This is a genomic window from Streptomyces sp. 4N509B (assembly GCF_052245655.1).
Taxonomy (GTDB): Bacteria; Actinomycetota; Actinomycetes; order Streptomycetales; family Streptomycetaceae; genus Streptomyces.
The window spans coordinates 12,344-32,689 of sequence record NZ_JBQQBZ010000013.1 but is presented as its reverse complement, the minus strand read 5'-3'; the positions used below and the strand labels follow the sequence as shown (position 1 = coordinate 32,689).

Annotated in this window: 21 protein-coding genes; 7 read left to right on the top strand and 14 right to left on the bottom strand. The window is 72.4% G+C overall.

Annotation, left to right across the window (positions count from 1 at the left end):
- Positions 1-37 precede the first annotated feature (37 nt).
- Together ACTWP5_RS14650 and ACTWP5_RS14645 are read left to right on the top strand one after the other, a co-directional pair.
- On the top strand, positions 38-1,042 hold the full coding sequence (locus ACTWP5_RS14650; RefSeq protein ID WP_443221365.1) for a sulfotransferase family protein: 1,005 nt from the start codon (positions 38-40) through the stop codon (positions 1,040-1,042).
- A 122-nt stretch (positions 1,043-1,164) separates the two neighbouring features.
- Entirely contained in the window at positions 1,165-1,602 is a 438-nt protein-coding gene (locus ACTWP5_RS14645; RefSeq protein ID WP_443221364.1) for a glutaredoxin domain-containing protein, read from the top strand.
- Positions 1,603-1,639: 37 nt separating this feature from the next.
- Here the strand turns inward: ACTWP5_RS14645 and ACTWP5_RS14640 are convergent, their stop codons facing one another.
- The 4 genes from ACTWP5_RS14640 to ACTWP5_RS14625 form a co-directional block, all read right to left on the bottom strand.
- A complete protein-coding gene (locus tag ACTWP5_RS14640; RefSeq protein ID WP_443221363.1) occupies positions 1,640-3,085 on the bottom strand; it encodes a polysialyltransferase family glycosyltransferase in 1,446 nt (481 codons plus the stop codon).
- Positions 3,082-4,074, bottom strand: a complete 993-nt coding sequence (locus ACTWP5_RS14635) for a glycosyltransferase family 2 protein (protein WP_443221362.1) — start codon at positions 4,072-4,074, stop codon at positions 3,082-3,084. Before ACTWP5_RS14635 ends, ACTWP5_RS14640 begins: the two co-directional genes overlap by 4 nt.
- Positions 4,075-4,140: 66 nt before the next feature.
- On the bottom strand, positions 4,141-5,226 hold the full coding sequence (locus ACTWP5_RS14630) for a sulfite exporter TauE/SafE family protein (protein WP_443221361.1): 1,086 nt from the start codon (positions 5,224-5,226) through the stop codon (positions 4,141-4,143).
- A gap of 358 nt (positions 5,227-5,584) precedes the next feature.
- Positions 5,585-6,043, bottom strand: a complete 459-nt coding sequence (locus ACTWP5_RS14625) for an RrF2 family transcriptional regulator (RefSeq protein ID WP_443221360.1) — start codon at positions 6,041-6,043, stop codon at positions 5,585-5,587.
- 114 nt (positions 6,044-6,157) lie between these two features.
- Here ACTWP5_RS14625 and ACTWP5_RS14620 point away from each other — a divergent pair, with 114 nt between their 5' ends.
- Positions 6,158-7,318 carry an acyltransferase family protein gene (locus ACTWP5_RS14620; RefSeq protein ID WP_443221359.1) on the top strand — a complete coding sequence of 387 codons (1,161 nt, stop codon included), beginning with the start codon at positions 6,158-6,160 and terminating at the stop codon, positions 7,316-7,318.
- Here the strand turns inward: ACTWP5_RS14620 and ACTWP5_RS14615 are convergent.
- The 4 genes from ACTWP5_RS14615 to ACTWP5_RS14600 all read right to left on the bottom strand — a co-directional run bounded on the left by ACTWP5_RS14615 (position 7,296) and on the right by ACTWP5_RS14600 (position 9,874).
- Complete coding sequence (locus tag ACTWP5_RS14615) at positions 7,296-8,768, bottom strand: MFS transporter (protein ID WP_443221358.1); 1,473 nt, start codon at positions 8,766-8,768, stop codon at positions 7,296-7,298. The genes ACTWP5_RS14620 and ACTWP5_RS14615 overlap by 23 nt on opposite strands.
- Positions 8,769-8,869: 101 nt before the next feature.
- Positions 8,870-9,133 carry a type II toxin-antitoxin system RelE family toxin gene (locus ACTWP5_RS14610; RefSeq protein ID WP_443221357.1) on the bottom strand — a complete coding sequence of 88 codons (264 nt, stop codon included), beginning with the start codon at positions 9,131-9,133 and terminating at the stop codon, positions 8,870-8,872.
- Positions 9,126-9,395: a type II toxin-antitoxin system Phd/YefM family antitoxin gene (locus ACTWP5_RS14605; RefSeq protein ID WP_443221356.1), complete on the bottom strand. Its 270-nt coding sequence runs from the start codon at positions 9,393-9,395 to the stop codon at positions 9,126-9,128. Before ACTWP5_RS14605 ends, ACTWP5_RS14610 begins: the two co-directional genes overlap by 8 nt.
- A gap of 50 nt (positions 9,396-9,445) precedes the next feature.
- Complete coding sequence (locus ACTWP5_RS14600; protein ID WP_443221355.1) at positions 9,446-9,874, bottom strand: DUF6157 family protein; 429 nt, start codon at positions 9,872-9,874, stop codon at positions 9,446-9,448.
- A 57-nt stretch (positions 9,875-9,931) separates the two neighbouring features.
- Between ACTWP5_RS14600 and ACTWP5_RS14595 the strand changes: the two genes are divergently transcribed.
- A complete protein-coding gene (locus ACTWP5_RS14595; RefSeq protein ID WP_443221354.1) occupies positions 9,932-10,888 on the top strand; it encodes a D-2-hydroxyacid dehydrogenase in 957 nt (318 codons plus the stop codon).
- 59 nt (positions 10,889-10,947) lie between these two features.
- Here ACTWP5_RS14595 and ACTWP5_RS14590 read toward each other — a convergent pair whose 3' ends face one another.
- The gene (locus ACTWP5_RS14590) at positions 10,948-11,865 is read right to left on the bottom strand and encodes a LysR family transcriptional regulator (protein WP_443221353.1); all 918 of its coding nucleotides are present in this window, start codon (positions 11,863-11,865) and stop codon (positions 10,948-10,950) included.
- A gap of 142 nt (positions 11,866-12,007) precedes the next feature.
- Here ACTWP5_RS14590 and ACTWP5_RS14585 point away from each other — a divergent pair, with 142 nt between their 5' ends.
- Complete coding sequence (locus ACTWP5_RS14585) at positions 12,008-12,367, top strand: DoxX family protein (RefSeq protein WP_443221352.1); 360 nt, start codon at positions 12,008-12,010, stop codon at positions 12,365-12,367.
- A gap of 50 nt (positions 12,368-12,417) precedes the next feature.
- Positions 12,418-13,020 carry an exonuclease domain-containing protein gene (locus tag ACTWP5_RS14580; protein WP_443221351.1) on the top strand — a complete coding sequence of 201 codons (603 nt, stop codon included), beginning with the start codon at positions 12,418-12,420 and terminating at the stop codon, positions 13,018-13,020.
- A gap of 70 nt (positions 13,021-13,090) precedes the next feature.
- On the opposite strand, the gene gndA is transcribed toward ACTWP5_RS14580, so the two are convergent.
- The 3 genes from gndA to ACTWP5_RS14565 all read right to left on the bottom strand — a co-directional run bounded on the left by gndA (position 13,091) and on the right by ACTWP5_RS14565 (position 15,929).
- Positions 13,091-14,530 (bottom strand): NADP-dependent phosphogluconate dehydrogenase, encoded by a 1,440-nt coding sequence (gene gndA / locus ACTWP5_RS14575; RefSeq protein WP_443221350.1) that lies wholly within the window; start codon positions 14,528-14,530, stop codon positions 13,091-13,093.
- Positions 14,531-14,721: 191 nt separating this feature from the next.
- The gene (locus ACTWP5_RS14570) at positions 14,722-15,132 is read right to left on the bottom strand and encodes an SSI family serine proteinase inhibitor (RefSeq protein WP_443221349.1); all 411 of its coding nucleotides are present in this window, start codon (positions 15,130-15,132) and stop codon (positions 14,722-14,724) included.
- Between the two features lie 218 nt (positions 15,133-15,350).
- Positions 15,351-15,929 (bottom strand): nuclear transport factor 2 family protein, encoded by a 579-nt coding sequence (locus ACTWP5_RS14565; protein ID WP_443221348.1) that lies wholly within the window; start codon positions 15,927-15,929, stop codon positions 15,351-15,353.
- Between the two features lie 419 nt (positions 15,930-16,348).
- On the opposite strand from ACTWP5_RS14565, the gene ACTWP5_RS14560 reads away from it, so the two are divergent.
- The gene (locus tag ACTWP5_RS14560; RefSeq protein ID WP_443221347.1) at positions 16,349-17,413 is read left to right on the top strand and encodes a helix-turn-helix domain-containing protein; all 1,065 of its coding nucleotides are present in this window, start codon (positions 16,349-16,351) and stop codon (positions 17,411-17,413) included.
- Between the two features lie 93 nt (positions 17,414-17,506).
- Here the strand turns inward: ACTWP5_RS14560 and ACTWP5_RS14555 are convergent, their stop codons facing one another.
- Entirely contained in the window at positions 17,507-18,076 is a 570-nt protein-coding gene (locus ACTWP5_RS14555; RefSeq protein ID WP_443221346.1) for a hypothetical protein, read from the bottom strand.
- A 230-nt stretch (positions 18,077-18,306) separates the two neighbouring features.
- The gene (locus ACTWP5_RS14550) at positions 18,307-20,229 is read right to left on the bottom strand and encodes a hypothetical protein (RefSeq protein WP_443221345.1); all 1,923 of its coding nucleotides are present in this window, start codon (positions 20,227-20,229) and stop codon (positions 18,307-18,309) included.
- Positions 20,230-20,346: the final 117 nt, after the last annotated feature.

Here is a 20,346-nt window from a genome sequence, read left to right as displayed (position 1 = left end):
GAATGACCACCCGGCATCAGGTAGAGAGGACGTGGGCGTGAACGCGGTGCGCAAGGGTCTCAGGAGGCGCGGCAGGCTGCTGGCACAGGCGCTCGGCCCGCCCCGGCGTCCCGCCGCCGCCTCGCAGCAGCCCGCGCCCGGCGCCGCACGGCAGCAGTCGCGCGGGGAGACCGGGCCGGGGGCGGGGCCGGGCACGGGACCGGAGGGGAAGCGGGAGCGGGGGACACAGGGGCCGGGTCAGGGGAAGGGGCAGGACCAGGGGCGGGGGGCCGAACAGCCCGAGCAGCCGAAGCGGCCGGCCTACGTCGCGCCGCACGCCGGGCGGCTCGTGGACTCCCCCGTCTTCGTGCTCTCCTCGGTCCGCTCCGGCTCCACGCTGCTGCGGGTGCTGCTCAACAGCCACTCGAAGATCCGCGCCCCCCACGAGATGCACCTGCGCACCGTCCACGTCCAGCTGACGCGCCCGTTCACGGCCGAGGCGATGAAGGGCCTGCGGCTGGACCGCAAGGAGCTGGAACACCTGCTGTGGGACCGGGTGCTGCACGCGGAGCTCACCCACAGCGGCAAGGAGGTCATCGTCGACAAGACCCCCGCCAACCTCTTCGTCTGGCGGCGGCTGCGCGACTGCTGGCCGAACGCCCGCTACGTCTTCCTGCGCCGCCACCCCGGAGCCGTCGTCAGCTCGCTGGTCAACCGGCGCGCCGAGCCCGACATGGCGGCGATCCACGACGAGGTGCTGCGGTACGCCGAGGCCATGGACGAGGCGGCCGGCGAACTCGCGGGGCACACGGTCACCTACGAGCGGCTGACGGCCGACCCCGAGGCCGCCACCCGCGACCTCTGCGCGTACCTGGGCGTGGCGTGGGAGCCGGGGATGCTGGAGTACGGGGAGCACGACCACGGCACGTTCCGGCCGCAGATGGGCGACTGGAGCGAGAAGATCAAGTCGGGGAGGATCCAGGCCGCGCGCGACGGCGACCACTACGAGGGGCTGCCCGCCCGCCTGGCCGAGATCGCCGAGGGCTGGGGCTACACCCGCTGAAGGGCCTCGCCGGGAAGGGCCTCGCCGGGCGCGACCGTCCCGGCCGGGCCCGGCGGGACGTCGCGTGGGTTCCCCCGGAAGCGGGGGCGCTTCACGAACGCCTCGTCGGTAGCCTGCGTCCCATGACGCGCGCCTGGCTCCTGCCGATGCTGTTCGTCCTCGGCGGCTCAGCCGTCGCGGCTCCTCAGCTCCTCGACGGGAGCCCCGGCACGGCCGCGGCGCTCCTGCTGGCGTTCCTGGCGCTCGCCGGCGTGAACTCACCCCTGGTCTTCCCGAGGTCGATCGGTGCGCGGGAGGCGCAGCGCCGCAGCGCGGTCGACGGCCGACCGATCGTCTTCTGGCGGCCGGGCTGCACGTACTGCATACGACTTCGCGTCCGGCTGGGGCGCGGCGCCCGCCAGGCGTACTGGGTCAACATCTGGCGCGACCCCGCGGGGGCCACAGCGGTGAGAGCGGTCAACGACGGCAACGAGACCGTTCCCACCGTCGTCGTGGCGGGCCGGCCACGCACCAACCCCGATCCCGGATGGGTGCGCGAACAGCTCTCCCGCTCCGCGTGACCGCCAGACGTGCCCCCACCAAGGGGCGGGACAGCCTTCAGCCGCGCTGCGGCGTGAGGCGGCGCTGGAGGGCCCGCACGCGTCGCGCGGCGCCGCGGACGGTGCGGTTGCGGGGTATGAACGCCAACCGCCTGGGGACCGCGCCGGGCAGCGCGAGGACGGTGAGGCGGCGGCGCTTGAAGTACCGCCGGGTCACGCCGTTGAGCTTCGTCTCCAGGTACCGTTCCGCCTCGCCGCGCAGCTCCGGGTAGAGCTGCGGCTGCATCGTGAAGCCGACGGCCGCGAGCAGCCCGGCCAGCCGCTCCCGGCACTCCTCCTCGCCCGGCATCCGCCAGGCGCGGACCGCCTCGGCGTCGTCGAGGTCGGGAAGGATCGCGTCCACGACGGTGACCGGCACGCGGTTGCTGTTCTGGAAGGGGCTCAGGCGCTCCAGCAGCATCTCGGTGCCCACGCGCGCGACCGGCAGGCCGTAGAGGACGGAGGCGGTCAGCAGCGCCGTGGAGAAGGCGCCGACGACGATCGAGGGCCGCAGCCGCTCGTAGAGCACCTCGGCGAGCACCGGGGTGTCGAGGACCGTCAGCTCGACGTCGAGGGCCGCGGCCTCCTCGGCCAGGCGGCGGGTCCAGTCGGGCGGCGCGGTCGGGTGGGGCTTGAAGACGGCCCGGCGGTGGCCGAGCGCGGCGACGCCGCGCAGCATCCGGGCGTGGAGCCGCTGCTCCTCGGCCGCGCTCAGGATGCCGAGGGCGGAGAGATACTGGCCCAGCAGCAGCGCGGGCGGCTCCTCGGCGTCACCGACGGCGGTGAGCTCCTTCGGAACGACGTCGGGGGTGGCGTCCGCCAGCTCGCCGAGGACCTTCTTCATGGCCGCCGCGGGCACGACCTCCGGCGTCACGCCGAACTCGGTCAGCAGCAACGGGCGGACGCCGGGCAGCAGTTCGGGGTGGAACAGCCGGCCCACGCGGGTGCCGACGAGGGTGGGCAGCCGGTTGCGGGTCGGGCCGTAGCTCATCAGGCCGTCGGCGTAGACGTCGATGGGGGCGGCGGGGAAGAGCTGCGCGAGGGCGCGGGCCGGGTTGACCTGGATCGACTCCAGCACCAGCGCGACGTCCTCGTCACCGAGCCGCCACAGCATCCGCAGGTGCCGCTCCCACATGGGCACGTCGCCGGCGCGCGGCTCCCAGGAGCCGGGGTGCATGGGGCTGATGGCGTCGTTCCACGAGCGCACCTCGTCGAAGCGGGAACGCAGCCGCTCGAAGCCGGGCGCCTCGTCGAGGGCGGGAGTCGTCTCGGGGCTGGCGGCGTTGTTGCACACCAGCAGGACGCGGCGGCGGGCGACGGGGAGGAGGCCGCTGTCGAGGGCGGCGGCCAGGGTGGCGGCGCCGTACAGCGTGGAGGCGACGAGGATCTGCGTCGGCGCCTCGGGCGTCCCGGGGGCGCCGGGGGCGCGGTCGGGGCGGTGTGGGGGGACGGGCGTGGGGGTCATCGCGCGGCGACCTCCACCGGTCCGGCGGCCAGGCCGGGCCGGCGGCGCAGCCAGCGCAGCCGCGCGGCACGCTCGTGGTCCATGGTGTCCAGCGTGTACGACAGGACGTCCTGCGGCATGCGCTTGAGGGCGGTGGCGCTCAGCGCGCGGAGCTTGCGTGCCACGTGGCGTTCGTACCTCTCACTGTTGCTCAGGTGGTGGGAGATGATCGCGCAGTAGGTGCGCACGGCCTTCGGCAGGAGCCGGTCCGCCTCCGGGTCACGGGCGGTCTCCTCGACGACCTGGTCGAAGGCGCGGATGAAGTCGAGTTGGCGGACGTCGCCGATCTGGGTGAGGGAGGAGGCGACGCCGCGCCGGTAGAAGACGCCGAGCAGGCCGACGACGGCGAAGGTCCTGGCCTCGCGGTGGAGCCGCCAGATCCAGGGGCGGTCCTCGGCCGTCCGCAGGCCGTCGGTGAAGTGCAGCAGCCCCTCGTCGGCGAGGCGGCGGTGGTAGACGCCGGCCCAGGCGTAGGCGTAGTCCACCGAGGTCTGGGTGTCGGCGGGCAGGATCGCGTCGCGAGGGTTGAGGACGACGCCGCGCCGCCCGTGCGGCACCCGGTGGATGGTGCGCGCGCGGGCGGCGCACTGCACGTGGTCGACGCGCAGGAAGTCGCACTCCAGCTCGCGGATGGCGGCCAGCAGGTCCCGGTAGTAGCCGGGCGCGAGCCAGTCGTCACCGTCGAGGAAGGTGACGTACCGGCCGCGCGCCCGGTCCAGACCGGTGTTGCGGGCGGTGGCCAGGCCGCCGTTCCGCTCGTGTCGCACGAGGGTGGCCTGCGGCAGCTCCCGCACGGCGCGTTCGAGGATTCCCGGCGTCTCGTCGGTGGAACAGTCGTCCACCAGGATGAACTCGACGTCGGGCGAGGCGTTGGCGCGCAGGCTCCGCAGCGCCTCCGGGGCGTAGGCCTGGACGTTGAAGAAGGGTACGACGACAGACAGTTCGACCATGGTGGGCGCGATCGTAGAGAGCGTCCCGTCTCGCGTTCTGTCCGTGAGCCTAAGCCCGAGTGAACGCTAGGCGACGGGTCGGGGCTTCTCGTGGTCTCCCGGTTCAACCGGCTGTTCAACCGACCGGTCGACCAACGCTCCCGCTCCCGCTCCGACTCCCGCTCCGTCTCCCGCCTCCACCACCGCGTCCTGCCCGGCGTGCGGTCCCCCCACGGGCTCGGCGAGCCGCGCGGGCGCCTCACCGGTGGGCGGCTCGGGCGTCGTCGTCCCGGCGGCCCTCTCGGCGGCGACGGCGCGCAGGTGCTCGCGGATCGAGTAGGCGAGCGCGGCGCCCCAGAGGATGTAGAGGAGGGTGTAGACGAGGGCGCACGTGGTGTCGCTGGCGTCGATCCAGTCACCGCGCAGCAGGGTGCGGGAGTTGGTGAGGATGATCAGTCCGCCGACGGCCGAGCCGAGGACGCGGGGCGGGATGTGTCGCACGAGCCAGGCGGCGATCGGGGCGGCGATCATGCCGCCGATGAGGAGGGCGACGACCCAACTGGCCTTCACGCCCTCGTCGGACAGCCCGATGAGGAAGCCGAGGCTGGCGGCGACGGCCACGAGGAACTCGCTGGTGTCGATGGAGCCGATGACCTTCCGGGGCTCCATCCGCCCGCTGGCGAGGATCGCGGGCGTGCCGACCGGCCCCCAGCCGCCGCCACCGGTGGCGTCGACGAAGCCGGCGACGAGGCCCAGCGGGGAGAGGAATCTCTTGCGCAGTGGCTTGCCCAGGTTGTTCTTGGGCAGGCCGGCGAAGGTGAACCGGGTGAAGACGTAGATCCCGAGCGAGAGCAGGATCAGCGCCATCAGCGGCTCGGCGGCCTCCGTGGAGAGGTTGGTCAGGACGCTGGCGCCGAGGAAGGCTCCGACGGCCCCCGGTATGCCGATCTTCGCCACGACACGCCAGTCCACGTTGCCGAAGCGCCAGTGCGACGCGCCGGAGACGAGGGTCGTGCCGATCTCCGCGAGGTGCACCGTGGCGGACGCGGCGGCGGGGTTGGTGCCGATGGCCAGCAGCAGTGTGGTGGACGTGACCCCGTAGGCCATCCCCAGGCTGCCGTCCACGAGTTGGGCACCCAGGCCCGCGAGTGCCAGCAGGATCAACGTCTTCATGGAACCCTACCTTTCCGATTTTCCCCAGCGAATTTATAGGAAAACCGTTCGACTGTCACCCGGGAACCCGAAGCTGTACGGGGGGAAACCTCGCCGTTACCGGACGCCATGCGAGCGACCGCCGAGGACACGTCGAGCACGCTCGGGCGAGCGGGGGGAAACGTTCGCGAAGGGCAACGACGACGGGGCGGGCGGGGCAGGTGGGGCGGGCGGGACGCCCGCGGCCTCCCTCGGGCCCGCCCGGGCCGTCAGGCCGTCGAAGGGGTGGCAGAAACCCCCGCGGCCCGGCGGACGAGGCCCGCCGGGCCGCGGGGGTACGGGATCAGGGCCGGATCAGGAGTGCCGGATCAGGGCCGGATCAGGGATTGGTCCAGGCGTCGGGAAGCTCGACGAGGTTGTGGACGGAGGCGGGCAGCCGCGCGGCGGCCACGTCGGCGAGGCTGACCTCGCCGAGGATCTTGCGGACGTTGGCGCGCACCGCGATCCACATCGGCTGCAACGATTCCGCGGGCCCGGTGTACGACAGCTCGGGCGGCCGCTCGCCACGGACGGACACCAGCGGGCCGTCGACGGCACGGATCACGTCGGCGATGCTGATCGACTCCGGCGGCGCGGCCAGCCGGTACCCGCCGTGCCCCCCGCGCTGACTGACGACGATCCGGCCGCGCCGCATGTCGTTGAGGATGCTCTCCAGGAACTTGTGGGGGATGCCCTGTGCCTCGGCGATCGCCTCCGCCTTGACCGGGCCGCTGTCGCGGGCAGCCGCCAGCTCCAGGGCGGCACGCACCGCATAGTCTGCTCTCGCCGAGACACGCATGCGGACATTATCCGCCACACTCGCGCCTCTTCCCCAACTCCGATATGCCGCCGTGATCAAACGCTAGTACCCTACATTACCCATCTTTTTTCTAGGGAAACTAGGGAAGACCGCGTGGCAGCGACGATGACCTCCATCCGACGACGCCCCGCCGTCGTCGCCGTGACCGAGCAGGGCGCCGCCGTCGGCGGCCGTCCCCGCCTGTACCTCCTCGACGGCCTGCGCCTGGTCGCGGCCCTGATGGTGGCCGTCCACCACTACGTCGGCACCTTCCGCGTGAACAAGCCGAACAGCTCACCCTGGGGCCAGCCGGTCGAGGACGTCTTTCCCAACCTCTTCTCCGTCGCCGTCTACGGCTGGATCGGCGTGGAGTTCTTCTTCGTCATCAGCGGCTTCGTGATCTGCATGTCCTGCTGGGGCAAGCGGCCGCGCGACTTCCTCGTCTCCCGCGTCGTCCGGCTCTACCCCGCCTACTGGTGCGCGATCCTCCTGACCACCGTCGTGATCACGCTCTGGCCGCTGGCCCGCGACCCGCTGCCGCACAGCGGCACGCTGCTGAACCTCACCATGCTCCAGGAGGCGTTCGGCGTGCGCGGCGTCGACGGCGTGTACTGGACGCTCTGGTCGGAGCTGCGGTTCTACGTGATCTTCGGCCTGCTGATGGCGACCGGCCTCACCTACCGCAAGGTGGTGCTCTTCTGCGCGGCCTGGGGCTTCGTCGCCGCCCTCTCCCACACCGCCGACTCCGAGCTGCTGACCCTGGTCGCCAACCCCTCCGGCGCGCCGTTCTTCATCGCCGGGCTCACCCTGTACCTGATGCACCGCTTCGGGCCCGACCTGCTGCTGTGGGGCATGCTCGGCATGTCCTGGCTGCTCGGGCAGTACGAGCTGATCGACCGGGTCGCCTACGAGAGCGTCTCCTCCTGGCGCGGCTCACTGGTGCTCTACACCGCCTTCCTCGGCCTGATGCTGGTGATCGCGCTGGGCCGGCTGCCGCGCCTGACCCGGGCGAGCGGGCGGCGCTACGGGCGCGTGATGACGACGGCCGGGGCCATGAGCTACCCGCTGTACCTGATCCACTACGCGATCGGGCTGACGCTGATCGCGCTCCTCCACGACGACGTCGATCCGCGCCTGCTGGTGGGCGGGCTGCTCGTCGGGGCGCTGGTGGCGAGCTGGCTGATCCACCGGCTGGTCGAGCGGCCCGCCTCCCGGCTGCTCAAGCGCAGCCTCGACCAGGCGATCGACCGGGTCAGGACCCTGGACGGGAGGTGACGGCGCCGGGCGGGTCCCCGGCTTCGTCGGTCCGGGCCCCGCCCGCCTCGACGCCCGCCTCGACGCCCGCGTCGTCGCCGCGGCCGTCGAGCACCGTTCCGCCCTCGGCCCTGACCGGCGGCTCGGCCGGGGCCGCGCTCTGCGCGGCGTCCTCCGCGGCTTCCTCCGCGTTGCCGGCGCCGGCGCCGGCGTCGGCGCGTTCCGTCGCGCCCTCGGCGGCGCGTTCCGCCGCGTCGATCGCGGCGTTCGTGACGACCGTCATGCCGACGAAGAGGGCGAGCGTCAGGCCGGCCATGATGACGAAGACCGCGCGGATGCCGAGGAACTCGGCGAGGAGGCCGCCGGCCAGCGCGCCCAGCGGCATGGTGCCCCAGGCGAAGAGGCGGTAGCAGCTGTTGAGGCGGCCGAGCAGCCGGTCGGGCGTGACGCGCTGCCGCAGCGAGACGGTCACGACGTTCCAGACCACGATGCCGACGCCCCACAGCAGGTACGCGCCGCCGATCAGGTACGGGTTGGCCGTCAGCGCCGGCAGGCCCACGGCCAGGGCGCTGGTGGGGATCGTCAACGCGACGGACACGGCGCGGCCGAGCCGCCGCTCGACGTGCTCGGCGACGAACGAGCCGACGAGGCTGCCCACGGCCGTGGTGGTCAGCAGGAGGCCGTACGCCTGTTCCGACAGGCCCATGGTGGACTCAGGGCCCACGGCGTACAGGACGAGGACGGCCATGGTCGCGTTGCTGGCGAAGTTGAAGACGCCGACCATCGCGGCGAGCGTGCGCAGCAGCCGGTGGTGCCACAGGAAGCGCAGCCCCTCGGCGATGTCGGCGCGGAGCGTGGTCCGCGGCCCCGTCCGTTCGACGCGGAAGCTGCCGCGCACCAGCAGCAGCGCGGCGACGGCCAGCACCCACAGGCCGGCCGGGGTGGCGAGCGCGACGGCCGTGCCGGCCACGACCAGGAAGCCGCCCAGGGGCGGGCCGACGAACTGGTTCGCGGTCAGCTCGACGGCGAACAGCCGGCCGTTGGCACGCGTCAGGCTCTCGCGCGGCACCATCTGCGGCAGGATCGACTGCGCCGAGGTGTCGTAGAGCGTCTCGGCGACCCCGACGCCGAACGCGACCGCGTACAGCAGCCATATGGAGCCGGCGTCCGGCGCGAGGGCGTGGAGCAGCGCGAGCGCGGCCACCAGCGCGCCGCGCAGGACGTTGGCCCCGATCATGGCGCGGCGGCGGTCGAGGCGGTCGGCGAGCGCGCCGGCGGGCAGGGCGAACAGCAGCCAGGGCAGGGTCATCGCCATGGCAACCCCCGCGATCAGCGTGGGCGAACGCGTGAGGTCGATGGCGACGAGCGGCACCGCGACCTTCAGTACGCCGTCGGCGAGGTTGGACAGGCCGGCGGAGGTCCACAGCCGCCAGAACGAGCCGCCGAGCGGCGATCTGCCGATGTCTGACATTCGGCGAGAATGCCACACCGAGGATGCCCGGTCACGGCTGGGGACGGCCGGGCACGACTGGGGACGGCGACGGAAACCGGCGGGTGCGGCGTAGCCGTCCCTCACACGTCGTAGATCGTGGAACGATGCCCGACCCGTACGACCCAGACGATCAGCTCGCCGTTGTCCACGGTGTAGATAACCCGATAGTCCCCGACACGCAGGCGGCGGCGTTCCGGCTGGGACACGAGAGCGGTGGTGCCGAACCCGAACGGATCGGCTTCGAGTTCGGCGAGTTTGGTCAGGATGCGCAGTGCCGTGACGCGAGGGATCTTGCGCAGTTCGTCACGCGCCTCGGGACGGAAGACGGTGCGGTACTCACTCACTGCGTTCGAGCGTCTCCCGCAGCACGTCCTCCAGTGGGATGCCGGCGGAGCGGTTCGCCATGCGTTCGTCGACGATGCGGTTGATCTCGCGCTCCTCCCACTCCTGGTACCTGCGCAGCACCTCTATGGAGACGACCGCGGCCACCGGCTTGCCACGGCGCGTGATGACAGTGGGCTCGTCGTCTCGGTCGGCACGCTCCACAACATCGGCGAGATGTGCGCGAACGTCACGAACGGACGCCGTGGACAGCTGTTGGGTCATGAAACAAAGCGTACCAGGTGGACCATGTGTACACATCCGCTCAGACTGGCTCAGCGGCGGGAGGAGCGCATCGCCTTCACGATCGTGACCTCGCCCGGGTCGTCGAGGATGCGGACGTACTCCTCCGACTCCATGGGGCACAGGGATATCCGCCCCTCCTCGTCGAAGAGGAGCCCGAAGCCGTACTTCTTCGGCAGCGGCGAGGCCCGCAGGCACGCCTGGGACCGGGAGAAGAACCCGGCCCGCGCCGCCTCCAGCTCGGGCCCGGCCAGCTCCTCCCCGCCCTCCTGACGGCGCAGCCACGACAGGAACACCACGTCCTCCTGCGTCAGCTGACCGGGCCGCTCCGCGACCATCTCGTACTGGAGGACGGCCACGGTCCTCCGCCCACCGCGCGGCACGGGCACGACGCTGGCGCTGACCGGACAGTCGTCGGCGACGGTGATCAGGGTGCGGTAGTAGCTCTCCAGGTACGGCATGGTGCGGAGCCTACGACGGGGGTCTGACAACGGGGCGGGTGCGGCATGATCGGTCGCGTGACGCTCTACGTCCACCTCCCCCTCGCCGACGACACCCACCGCGAACGGCTGCGCACCCTGGCCCGCGAGGCGGGCCGCACCGTCCACTTCGCCGACCCCGACGGACCGGCCGACGACGACGCCCGCGCCCTCGCCGACGCCGAGGTCGCGCTGGGCAACTGCCCGCCGGAGTGGCTCGCCGCCGCGCCGCGCCTGCGCTGGCTCCAGCTGGCCTCCGTCGGCGTCGACGCCTACCTCGGGCTCGACTGGCACGCCGCCCCGCTCGACGGCCTGACCGTCACCAACCTCCGCGGCGTCTTCGCCGACCCCGTGGCCGAGACGTGCCTGGCCGGCATCCTCGCCCACCTCCGGGGCGTCGACACGCTCGTGGCCGCGCGGCCCGACCGCGCCTGGCAGCGGGCGCGGCTGCGACCCCGGCTGCGCCTGCTGACCGGCGCGCGGGTGCTGGTCCTCGGCACCGGCGCGATCGCCCGCCGCCTGGCCGCGCTCCTCGCGCCGTTCGGCTGCGACCTCGTGCACTACGGCAGGAGCGCCGGCGAGCTGCGCACCCTCCGGGAGCTCGACGCCCAGCTCCCGACCGCGGACGTCGTCGTCGCGCTGCTGCCCGACACCCCCGCGACCCGTGGCCTGTTCGACGCGCGCCGCCTCGCGCTGCTGCGGCCCACGGCGCTCTTCGTCAACGCGGGACGCGGCTCCGTCGTGGACGAGGACGCGCTGCTCGCGGCGCTCGCCGACGGCGCGCTCGGCGGCGCGGTCCTCGACGTGACGCGGCGGGAGCCGCTCCCGCCCGACGACCCGCTGTGGCGGGCGCCCCGCACCATCCTGACCCAGCACACGGCCGGCGGCTCGGAGGAGGAGACCACCCGCGTCATCGACGTCTTCGCCGACAACTGGCGGCGGCGCGCGGCCGGCCGGCCGCTGGTCAACGTCGTGGACTGGTCGAAGGGCTACTGAGAGCGGGGAGAGCCCACCCGCCGGCAGAGCCCCGGCCGGCTGCCCCGACGGCAGGTCCCTCAGGGCCCGTCGGCGGGCTCCTCGGACGGCGGCCGGTGGTCCAGGCAGCAGCGGACGAAGTCCTGGACGACGGGGTTGGCCTCGTCGGCCGGGGCCCACGCGACGCCCACGCGGCTCGGGCTGACGCCGCTGACCGGACGGTAGGTGACGCCGGGGCGGGCGTAGAAGCGGGCGGCGGACGCGGGGGCGAGGGCGACGCCGTCGCCGTTGGCGACCGCGCTGAGCCACTCGTCCGGCTGGTCGGCGACGGCGCCGACGCGGACCGGGTGGCCGTCGCGCTCGTCGGCGGCCAGCCAGTGCTCCCGCCACCAGCCCGACTCGGGTCGGGCGGCCACGAACGGCTCGTCCCACAGCTCCCGGAAGGGAACCGAGTCGAGGGCGGCCAGCGGGTGCGCCGCCGGGAGGGCGACCCACCGCGGCTCGCTGAGGAGCACCGCCGTCCGCAGGGCCTCCTGGCCGGGGAACGGCAGCCGCACCAGGGCGACGTCGACGTCCCCGTCGGCCAGCCCCGCGCTCGGGTTCGACCACGACGCCTGCCGCAGCTCCGCCCGCCAGCCCGGCCGGCGGCGGGCGAACTCCGCGACGATGCGCGGCGTCGCCTCGTTGGCGCCGCTGGCCAGGAAGCCGACCCGCAGCACCCGCCTCGCCCGGCTGGCCACGCTCCTGGTCTCCCGCAGGGCCTGGTTCCAGTCGGCCAGCAGGGCCGGCACCCGCTCCGCCAGGGCGCGGCCCGCCTCGGTGAGGGCCATGCCGGAGCGGGAGCGGGTGAACAGCCGCACCCCGAGCTGCGTCTCCAGCTGCCTGATCTGCTTGGTGAGCGCCGGCTGGGAGACGAACAGGCGCGCCGCGGCGCGGGTGAGCGTCCCCTCCTCGGCCACGGCGACGAAGTACCGCAGCAGCCGGGTGTCCACGTCCATGCCGTCAGGTTATGGGTGCAGGTATTGGACGCCCTCGCGGGGGCTCGGTGAGGCTGGACACGTCGGCCGGCCGTGGCTCCTCCCCATCCGCCACGCACCGGCCGGGAACCGAACCAGACGAACGAGCCGGAAGAGGTGTCAGGTGTTCACGGCCTACGTGATCGTCACCGTCGCCACCATCGTGGCCAACGGCGGAATGGCCGCCGCGGACCTGTCGAGGGCCGGGTTCGTCCTCGCCAACTCGGCCGAGGTGGGCGTCCCCCGGTCCTGGCTCCCGTGGCTCGCCGGCCTCAAGGCCGCCGGCGCCGCCGGGCTCCTGCTCGGCCTGCTGGGCGTCCGGATCCTCGGGGTCGCCGCCGCCGCGGGGCTCGTGCTGTTCTTCGTCGGCGCCGTCGCCGCGCACCTGCGGACCCGCGTGTTCCACAACATCGCGTTCCCCGTCGGCTACCTGGGCCTGGCCGTCGCCTCCCTCGTCCTCGCCGTCGCCGTCGCCGCCCGCTAGGAACGCGAAAGTGGGGTGCCGCGCCGGGCACGCGTCCGTACCCTCACCCCATGCGAGACCGCGTGGGAGACGATGACGAGCCCGCCCTCCTGAACGTCGTCGACGTCGAGGCGACCTGCTGGCGGGGCCAGCCGCCACCCGGCGCGGTGAACGAGATCATCGAGATCGGCCTCACGGTCGTCGACCTCCCGGCGCGCCGCCGCGTCTCCCGGCACCGCGTCCTCGTGCGGCCCACCCGCTCGACGGTCAGCTCCTTCTGCACCGAACTCACCGGACTGACCCAGGCGGAGGTGGAGCGGGGCGTGACCTTCGCCGAGGCGTGCCGCGTCCTCGTGGCGGAGCACGACGCGGGGCGACGCCCGTGGGCCAGCTGGGGCGACTACGACCGCGGGCAGTTCGCCCGGCAGTGCCGGGCCGACGGCGTCGCCTACCCCTTCGGCCACCCGGCGGAGCGCACGCACACCAACGCGAAGGCCGTGTTCGCCGAGGCGCACGGCCTGCGCGGGAGGCCGGGCATGAGCAAGGCCCTGCGGATCGCCGGGCTGCCGCTCGAAGGTCGCCACCACCGCGGCGAGGACGACGCGTGGAACATCGCCGCGCTCGTCCTGCACCTGGCCGACCGTGGCGCGTGGCCGGGCGCGGCCACGCCGTGACACCCGCGCGGGGCGGTGCCCCCGTCCGAGCACGGGGGGACACCGCCGCGTCGCGCGTCGCGCGTCGCGCCTAGGCCGACACCTCGGAGCGGTCGCCGCCCCACAGCGTGTGGAAGGAGCCCTCCCGGTCCGTCCGCCGGTAGGTGTGGGCGCCGAAGTAGTCCCGCTGGCCCTGGGTCAGCGCGGCGGGCAGGCGCTCGGCGCGCAGCGCGTCGTAGTACGCCAGCGCCGCCGAGAAGCCGGGGGCCGGCACGCCCTGGCGGGTGGCGGCGATCAGCACCTCGCGCCAGTCGTCCTGCGCCTCGGCGATCTCCCGCGCGAAGGTCTCGTCCGACAGCAGGCTCGGCAGGTCCGGGCGCACGTCGTAGGCGGCGCGGATGCGGTCGAGGAACGCGGCCCGGATGATGCAGCCGCCGCGCCAGATGGAGGAGACCGAGCCGAGGTCGATGGTCCAGCCGTACTCCTCGCTGCCGGCCGCGATCTCGTGGAAGCCCTGCGTGTAGGAGACCACCTTCGACGCGTACAGCGCCTGCTCGACGCGGTCGGCGAAGGCCGCCGCCTCGGACGCGGGCAGCGGCGTCGGCCGCGGCCCGGCGAGCCCCTGGGACGCCTCGCGCAGCGCCGTGTGACCGGAGAGCGAGCGCGCGAAGACGGCCTCGGCGATGCCCGACACCGGCACGCCGAGGTCGAGGGCGATCTGCACGGTCCAGCGGCCGGTGCCCTTCTGCTCCGCCTGGTCGAGGACGACGTCCACGAAGGGCCTGCCGGTCGCGGCGTCCACGTGGGACAGCACCTCGGCGGTGATCTCGATGAGGTAGGAGTCGAGGCGGCCGGTGTTCCAGGTGCGGAAGATCTCGGCGATCCGCGCCGGCTCGTACCCGGCGACGGACCGCAGCAGGTGGTACGCCTCGCCGATCAGCTGCATGTCGGCGTACTCGATGCCGTTGTGCACCATCTTCACGAAGTGGCCCGCGCCGTCGGGGCCCACGTGGGTCACGCAGGGGGCCCCGTCGGCCGCCTTCGCGGAGATCTTCTCCAGCATCGGGCCGAGCGTGGCGTAGGACTCGGCGGAGCCGCCGGGCATGATGCTCGGGCCGTTGAGCGCGCCCTCCTCGCCGCCGGAGATGCCCGTGCCGACGAAGTGCAGGCCCTGCTCGCGCAGCTCCTTCTCGCGGCGGCGGGTGTCGGCGAAGTGGGCGTTCCCGCCGTCGATGATCATGTCGCCGGGTTCGAGGAGCGGGGCGAACTCGCGGATCACGGCATCGGTCGGCTCACCGGCCTTGACCATGATCACGAGGCGGCGGGGGCGTTCGAGGGCGGCGACGAACTCCTTCGCGCTCTCGGCCGCGACGAAGTCGCCCTCCTTCCCGAACTCCTCGACCAGAGCACGCGTCTTGGCCGCGGTGCGGTTGTGAACGGCGACCGTGTATCCGTTGCGGGCGAAGTTCCGCGCGAGGTTGCTCCCCATGACCGCGAGGCCCGTGACGCCGATCTGGGCTGACGTGCTCATAACACCTAGCTCCTGTCGTCTTGTCGAGGCCGCCATTGTCCCTCGGGGCAGTCATCGCCCGGGAACGACGCCGGAGTGGGCGAGTGAGCAGGCCACCCGGTCGGACGCGGCGGGAACCACCGTGCCCGACCGGGAGCACGCCGGGGATTCGACCAGGTCCGTACAGGGGCCGCACAGGGGTCAGACAGGGGTCAGGGGATGAGGTCGAAGACGAAGTCGGAGCTGACGACGGCGTAGCAGCGGTTGATGAACGTCTTCTCGTAGAGGACCACACGGTTGCCCCAGAGGCCCCGCGCGGTGACGGTCACCGGGTCCAGGTGGCCGGGACAGACCCACTCGCGGTTCGGCGGGATGCGCTCGACGTACCCGTCCACCGACGCGAGCGTGTCACAGGCGTCGACGGGGGTCGGGTGCGTGCCCCCGTCGGGCAGGCAGGTGAGGGTGGCCGAGCTGCCCGGCGAGACGCTGTCCGCCGAGACGGTCAGCGCCAACTCGGCGAACGCGGCGGCGGGGGCGGGGCCGGGGGCGGCCGCCGCCGGGGCGGCGGAGAGAGCGAGCGCCGAGGCCAGCGCGGCGGCGCCGAGGGCCGCGAGCCGCCTCACGCCGGCTGTCCCGCTCCTGCTCCCGCCCCTGCTTCTGCTCGACGTCTCGGGTAACTGTCTCATCGCGGTCCTTCCTCCTCGTGTGGGACGAACGGTGGGCCGACGCGCGTCGGGCGAGCGCGCCCGGACGCAGCGTTGGAGAGCCCGCGGACCGTGTCAAGACAGGTCGCTCGAACTGCCGACCAAGGCTTGGTGAGACGCCCCGGTCAGGCTCCCGGTCAGGCTCCCGACAGGGCGCGTCCGCCCGGCGCGCCCCCGGTCTCCGGCGGCTCAGGCCGTGGGTCCGGCAGCCCGGAGAAGAGCGGCGGCCCGGCCGTCCACGTGACCTCCAGGCGGACGTGCGCGAAGCGCCAGCCCTCGGGCGTGCGCCGGCAGCGGTAGTGGTAGACGCCGCCCACGTCGGTGTGGGTCCCGGGGTCGGCCGCGTCGGGGACGTGCACGGCCAGCACCGAGGAGGTGGCCGTCGCCTCGTCGCCGTCGACCTCGACGGTGACGTTGGTGTTGTGGTGCTGGGTGCGGGCGTAGCGGGCGAGGTTCCTGGCGGGGGCCGCGGCGATCTCCGTCGGGCCGACGCGCCGCTGACCGAGGATCTCGAAGACCCCGTCCTCGGTGAACGTCTGGCCGTAGCCCGTCCAGTCCCTGCCGTCGAGACAGGCGCTGAAGCGGTGGACCAGGCGCGTGACGGCCGCCTCGTCGAGCAGCCGGGCGACGTCTGCTGCGAGCGCCGGGGCCTGGGCGGGTGCGGCTGCGGGTGACGGGCCGTCCGGCGGCGTGCTGGGGGTGCGTGGGGGAGACATGACGGGACCCTACGGTCTCGCGGTGGCGGCCTGAACGGCGCCGGGGAGGGTTGGCGCGAACCCGGCGCCGCGGCGGGCGGCTTGACGCCGCGGCCTGCCGGAGCCGGCCCTCGTACGGGTGAACCTCGCCGCCGTCACGCCCGACCGGCCGCCGGCGCGGCACACCATGGGCGAAGGTGCCGGGTCCGGCCGGGCCCTGGGGGCGAGGGCGGTGGCGGGGGCGGCGAGTCCCGGGCCCGACGCGGTCGCGGTGACCGGCCCCCCTGTCAGTCGGCCACCGCGAGCCAGCACCTCGATGGTTGCCCGGCGCCGGGTCCGCGGCGGGTCGTTTCGGCCCTGGCCGAATCCACGACGGGCCGCCGGGCCGCCGTACCGCCGTACCGCCGTACCGCCGTGGAGGAGACGAGAGGAGAGGCGCGGTGAGAATCCACTTCTCGGCCGCCGACATCGCCCGCGTCCGGCTCGCCGAGGGGGCGAGCCAGCTGGCCGCGACCACCCTCAGCGCCCTCCGCCTGGCGTTCCCCGGGCCCGCCCGCCCCGGCTCCTGGCGGCGCGCCACGGGCGCGCACGTCCGCGCCCACGGGCCCTGCCTGTTCACCGCCGCCGCCTGCACCGCGAACGGCCCGGTCCCGGGCTTCCTGCTGCGCGGTCACCCCGGGGAGGCCACGTGGGAGGGCGAGGTGGAACGGCTTCGCGCCACGCCACGCGCGACGTTACGCGCCGACCTGGAGCACGTTGCCGGGCAGCGCGCCCTGCCACGCTCCCTGCGGGCCGTCGCGGACGGGGACCGTGACGCGCTCGACGCCCTCGCGCGGGCCGTCCACGTCTACCACCGGTCCGCGATCGCCCCGTACTGGGCGGGCATCGCCGCGCACCTCGACGCCGACCTCGCCCACCGGGCGCGCGTGGTGGCGCGCGGCGGGGCCGAGGAGCTGCTGAACACCCTGCACCCGCGCATGCGCTTCCGGCCGCCGGTGCTGGAGATCGCGGGCGAGGACTCCCTGGAGTACCGCCTCGACGGCCGCGGCCTGCTGCTGGTGCCCGCCCCGTTCACCTCCTACGTCCCCTGCGACCCGGCCGAGGCGCAGCCGACCCTGCACTACCAGGTCCCGCACCTCCCCTCCGTCACCACCCGGAGCCCGGGGCAGGGCCAGGCCCAGGGGCAGGGCCAGGGCCACGGCCCGGCGCCGTCCGACGGCTTCGCCGCCCTCGCGGCCCTGCTGGGCCACGGCAGGGCCAGCGTCCTGACCGCGACCTCGACGGCCACCGCGGCCGCCGGCGAGGGGCTGAACACCAGCCGCCTCGCGGAACGGACCGGCCTGTCCCCCGCCACCGTCAGCGAGCACACCGCCATCCTGCGGCGGGCCGGCCTCCTCGCCACCCACCAGGCGGGCCGATCCCGCCGCCACACCCTCACGCCGCTTGGCCGGCGCCTGCTCGACGCCACCGCGACGGGCGCGATCGACGACCTGTACGTGACGTGACTCGTCCGGTGAGAGGTGGGTGCCGTGTCTAACGAGCAGAAAGACGGGAAGCCCCTCCGTCATCTGAACGGAGGGGCGCAAGCCCGCTCGGATCTACGCTCCGCCGGACCTATCCCCAGCCGAAACAACAGAAGCACCGTTCTCCGCGCCCTGTGCCTCCCCTCCAACACGTTGCGATGGTGGCGTGAGGGTGCGAAGCATGGTCTCCAGCAGGTCCAACACGCGCCTGCCCGACACAGGGTCGTCAAGGGCGGCAAGCAGTTCCGCGACGCGGGCTTTGATCACTGCGTTTACATCGGACTGGGACCGCTCCTGATCGGCCGCCAGTGCCCCCGTGATCATCCGAAATGTTCTTAGGAGCGACGCCGTCTTGGCCGCGGGGTCACCCACGGCGAACTGACAGTCTGCATATCTTTCGATCCACCACACGATACCGAGGTGGCGGTCTAGCAGAAGTTCTCGCAATCCCTCCAGATGAGAGATTAGTCCCGCCATAGCCTGCTGCTCTCGTTGCGCTGCCCTGATGCGCTCGTCAGCCACGATACGCGAGTCGTCGGTGATGGTGAGGGACACGCTGCCGTTCACCACGAGTCTTGGATCGCTACGGAGTGGCTCCGACAGGTCGCGATTAATCGCGGCCTCGGCGTCATCTGCGAGCAGCACGGGGAATCTCCGTGCGGCCGTCGCCGCGACCTCCCTGAGCAGCGAACGAGCCACTGCATCACCATGAACCAGAGTTGCAGCGCCTCGGGGTCGCCAACCGTAACTGACGACGGCGTCGAAGTGCAGTGCATGATCAGCGCTATCGAGCCGGGTGGTGAAGATCCGCGCAGACACTCGTTGACTCTCCGGATCAGTGCATGACCGATTGCGTCGGAACACGGTCTTCCTCCTCACACCACTTGGTCCGTGTCGTCGATCGCCCGCGACGGGGGCATCTGAGCCATTACCTGCACCAGCCGCGCTCTCATCAACTCGTGGAAGGGGCTCCGCCCTCCGATGAGCTTGTACACCTCGTCGCCCAGCACATCGTTCACCTCGGGCAGCACCGAGGCAGTAACCTCCACCACCGCCTCGACAGGCAGGCCCTCGGGGCTCACGGCTTCACCCCACTTCTTGAGCACTTCGGCGGCACGGGGCCGTAGGTCGGGGCACCGCCAGGCCACCCGCCAGCCTTCACCAAGCAGTTGCCTAACCGCGTGTCCGCGTTCCCCTTCCATGGTGAGCAGGCGATGAACCAGGGCACCACGCTCAGTCGGCTCCATTCCGGCGAACACGTTGACGAAAACCTCGGAGCTCGGTACGTCCCTGCTTGACTGTGCGGCCCATCTGAGGATTGTATTGAGGACTCGTACCGACAATTCGACGTCTCCCAGCAGGCTCCGAATCACCCCGATGGCGGCGTCCCGGATCCTGGCATCGTCAGCGTTGTCCAGAACGTACCTCAGCCGGGTGAGGGCGATGCTGGGATAACTGTGTCCCAGTCCTTTCTCGCAGAGTGCCACCACTGCCCTCTGGCGTTCTGGTTTCCTCGGCGCCTTTGCCCAACCCAAGAGTTTCTCACGGACCACCGCGCCCAATTGGGGGTCGAGCGCGAGCGTACTGAGCACGTCGACGGCATGGGTCTCGTGACGGGCGCTTCCCTGACGCAGCCACACGTGGACGAGCCCTAGGACGGTCTCCAGCCCCTCGGACCGCGCGAGTTCAGGAAGCAGTGTGGCCAGCCGGGGCACGCATGCGTCTCCGGTGGTTTGGGATGTACTGATCGTCGACAGCCACCGCGTAAGGATCGGGACCATCTGTGGCCTGCTCCGCCAGACATGCTTGAGGAGTGCCTGATCGATGTCGGGACGGAGCCTGGAGATGGATACGATCCCATCGGCGAAGTCGACGCCCGCCTCTTCACATCGCCTCGTGTCATCTGCCCTGACCAGCGGGCCTCCCGGTCGTCCAGGCCAGTTTAGGCCCTCATCGGCCAGCAATAGGTCGGCGGCGTCAAGTACGACACGCGCCGGGCATCCGTCGAGGACTGCTGCCGCGATCTGCAAGGCCCGCCGTTCGGTCGCCTGGGGGTCATCAGCTCCGAACCATTCGCTCAGCTTGTGCTTCCATTCCAAGAACGAGTCACGCGCTTCAGCGTCGTTGGCGTCGGCGGCCTTCAGAACGATGTTCGCCAGCCGTACCCCCTCACCTGGGGGTTCATCTCCACCCAGCAGGTTCGCGAATACGCTGGACGGGTCCTGAAGCCAACCAACACGCGCTGCCAGTTCCGGGTGCTGCGCGATTCGTCGGCGAGCGACCTGGAGCGCGGATGGACGGCTGATCCGCATGACGGTTGCCGACCCGGCCCCATTTTCTGTCTCTGCCCCCTGCCACACGTACTCGGTGGCCACGATGATCAGTTTGGGCCCCTTCGCCAGCGCCTTCATTCCGTAGAGCGCCAGCTCTTCATGGAACGTGGAACTCAGCGGTTCGCGCACACCCGAAAGGTTGAGCAGATACCCGACCTGAGGGTCGTCGGGTATGCATGCCACCTCAGGGTGCTCCCAGTCGGGAAACAATTCGAAGATTGGCTGATCGCCGCCGAGCGCAGCGTCGAGGAGCTTCAGCGCCGTCGTGCGGCGCCCGGACGCCTCGTCTCCGATGACCGCAAGTACGGCATCACTCATGGAGCCGGAGTCGTCAAAGCGCGCTGCCGGCGGCTCGCCGGGCGTGAATCGCGGAGCCACATACAGGTCGTCGGACAGGATGTGCCGTCGGTCGACGGGGCGAGGACGGAGGCGGCTCAGTCGGTCGATGTAGGTGTGGAAGTGCATATCACGAGCGACATAACCATCTCCCATGACATGCATCTCGTACGGTGCCGAGCTCAGCGGGCCTTGGTGCGGCGGCATTGGCACGTCTGCTGAAAGGCGTTCACCGCCCCCCTCATG

Excerpts from the sequence above, each read along its gene's own strand:
- ACTWP5_RS14640 (WP_443221363.1), bottom strand. The coding sequence starts at position 3,085 with ATGACCCCCACGCCCGTCCCCCCACACCGCCCCGACCGCGCCCCCGGC.
- ACTWP5_RS14605 (WP_443221356.1), bottom strand. The coding sequence starts at position 9,395 with ATGACCCAACAGCTGTCCACGGCGTCCGTTCGTGACGTTCGCGCACAT.
- ACTWP5_RS14615 (WP_443221358.1), bottom strand. The coding sequence starts at position 8,768 with ATGTCAGACATCGGCAGATCGCCGCTCGGCGGCTCGTTCTGGCGGCTG.
- gndA (WP_443221350.1), bottom strand. The coding sequence starts at position 14,530 with ATGAGCACGTCAGCCCAGATCGGCGTCACGGGCCTCGCGGTCATGGGG.
- ACTWP5_RS14645 (WP_443221364.1), top strand. The coding sequence starts at position 1,165 with ATGACGCGCGCCTGGCTCCTGCCGATGCTGTTCGTCCTCGGCGGCTCA.
- ACTWP5_RS14550 (WP_443221345.1), bottom strand. The coding sequence starts at position 20,229 with ATGCACTTCCACACCTACATCGACCGACTGAGCCGCCTCCGTCCTCGC.
- ACTWP5_RS14580 (WP_443221351.1), top strand. The coding sequence starts at position 12,418 with ATGCGAGACCGCGTGGGAGACGATGACGAGCCCGCCCTCCTGAACGTC.
- ACTWP5_RS14590 (WP_443221353.1), bottom strand. The coding sequence starts at position 11,865 with ATGGACGTGGACACCCGGCTGCTGCGGTACTTCGTCGCCGTGGCCGAG.
- ACTWP5_RS14565 (WP_443221348.1), bottom strand. The coding sequence starts at position 15,929 with ATGTCTCCCCCACGCACCCCCAGCACGCCGCCGGACGGCCCGTCACCC.
- ACTWP5_RS14635 (WP_443221362.1), bottom strand. The coding sequence starts at position 4,074 with ATGGTCGAACTGTCTGTCGTCGTACCCTTCTTCAACGTCCAGGCCTAC.
- ACTWP5_RS14600 (WP_443221355.1), bottom strand. The coding sequence starts at position 9,874 with ATGCCGTACCTGGAGAGCTACTACCGCACCCTGATCACCGTCGCCGAC.
- ACTWP5_RS14630 (WP_443221361.1), bottom strand. The coding sequence starts at position 5,226 with ATGAAGACGTTGATCCTGCTGGCACTCGCGGGCCTGGGTGCCCAACTC.
- ACTWP5_RS14625 (WP_443221360.1), bottom strand. The coding sequence starts at position 6,043 with ATGCGTGTCTCGGCGAGAGCAGACTATGCGGTGCGTGCCGCCCTGGAG.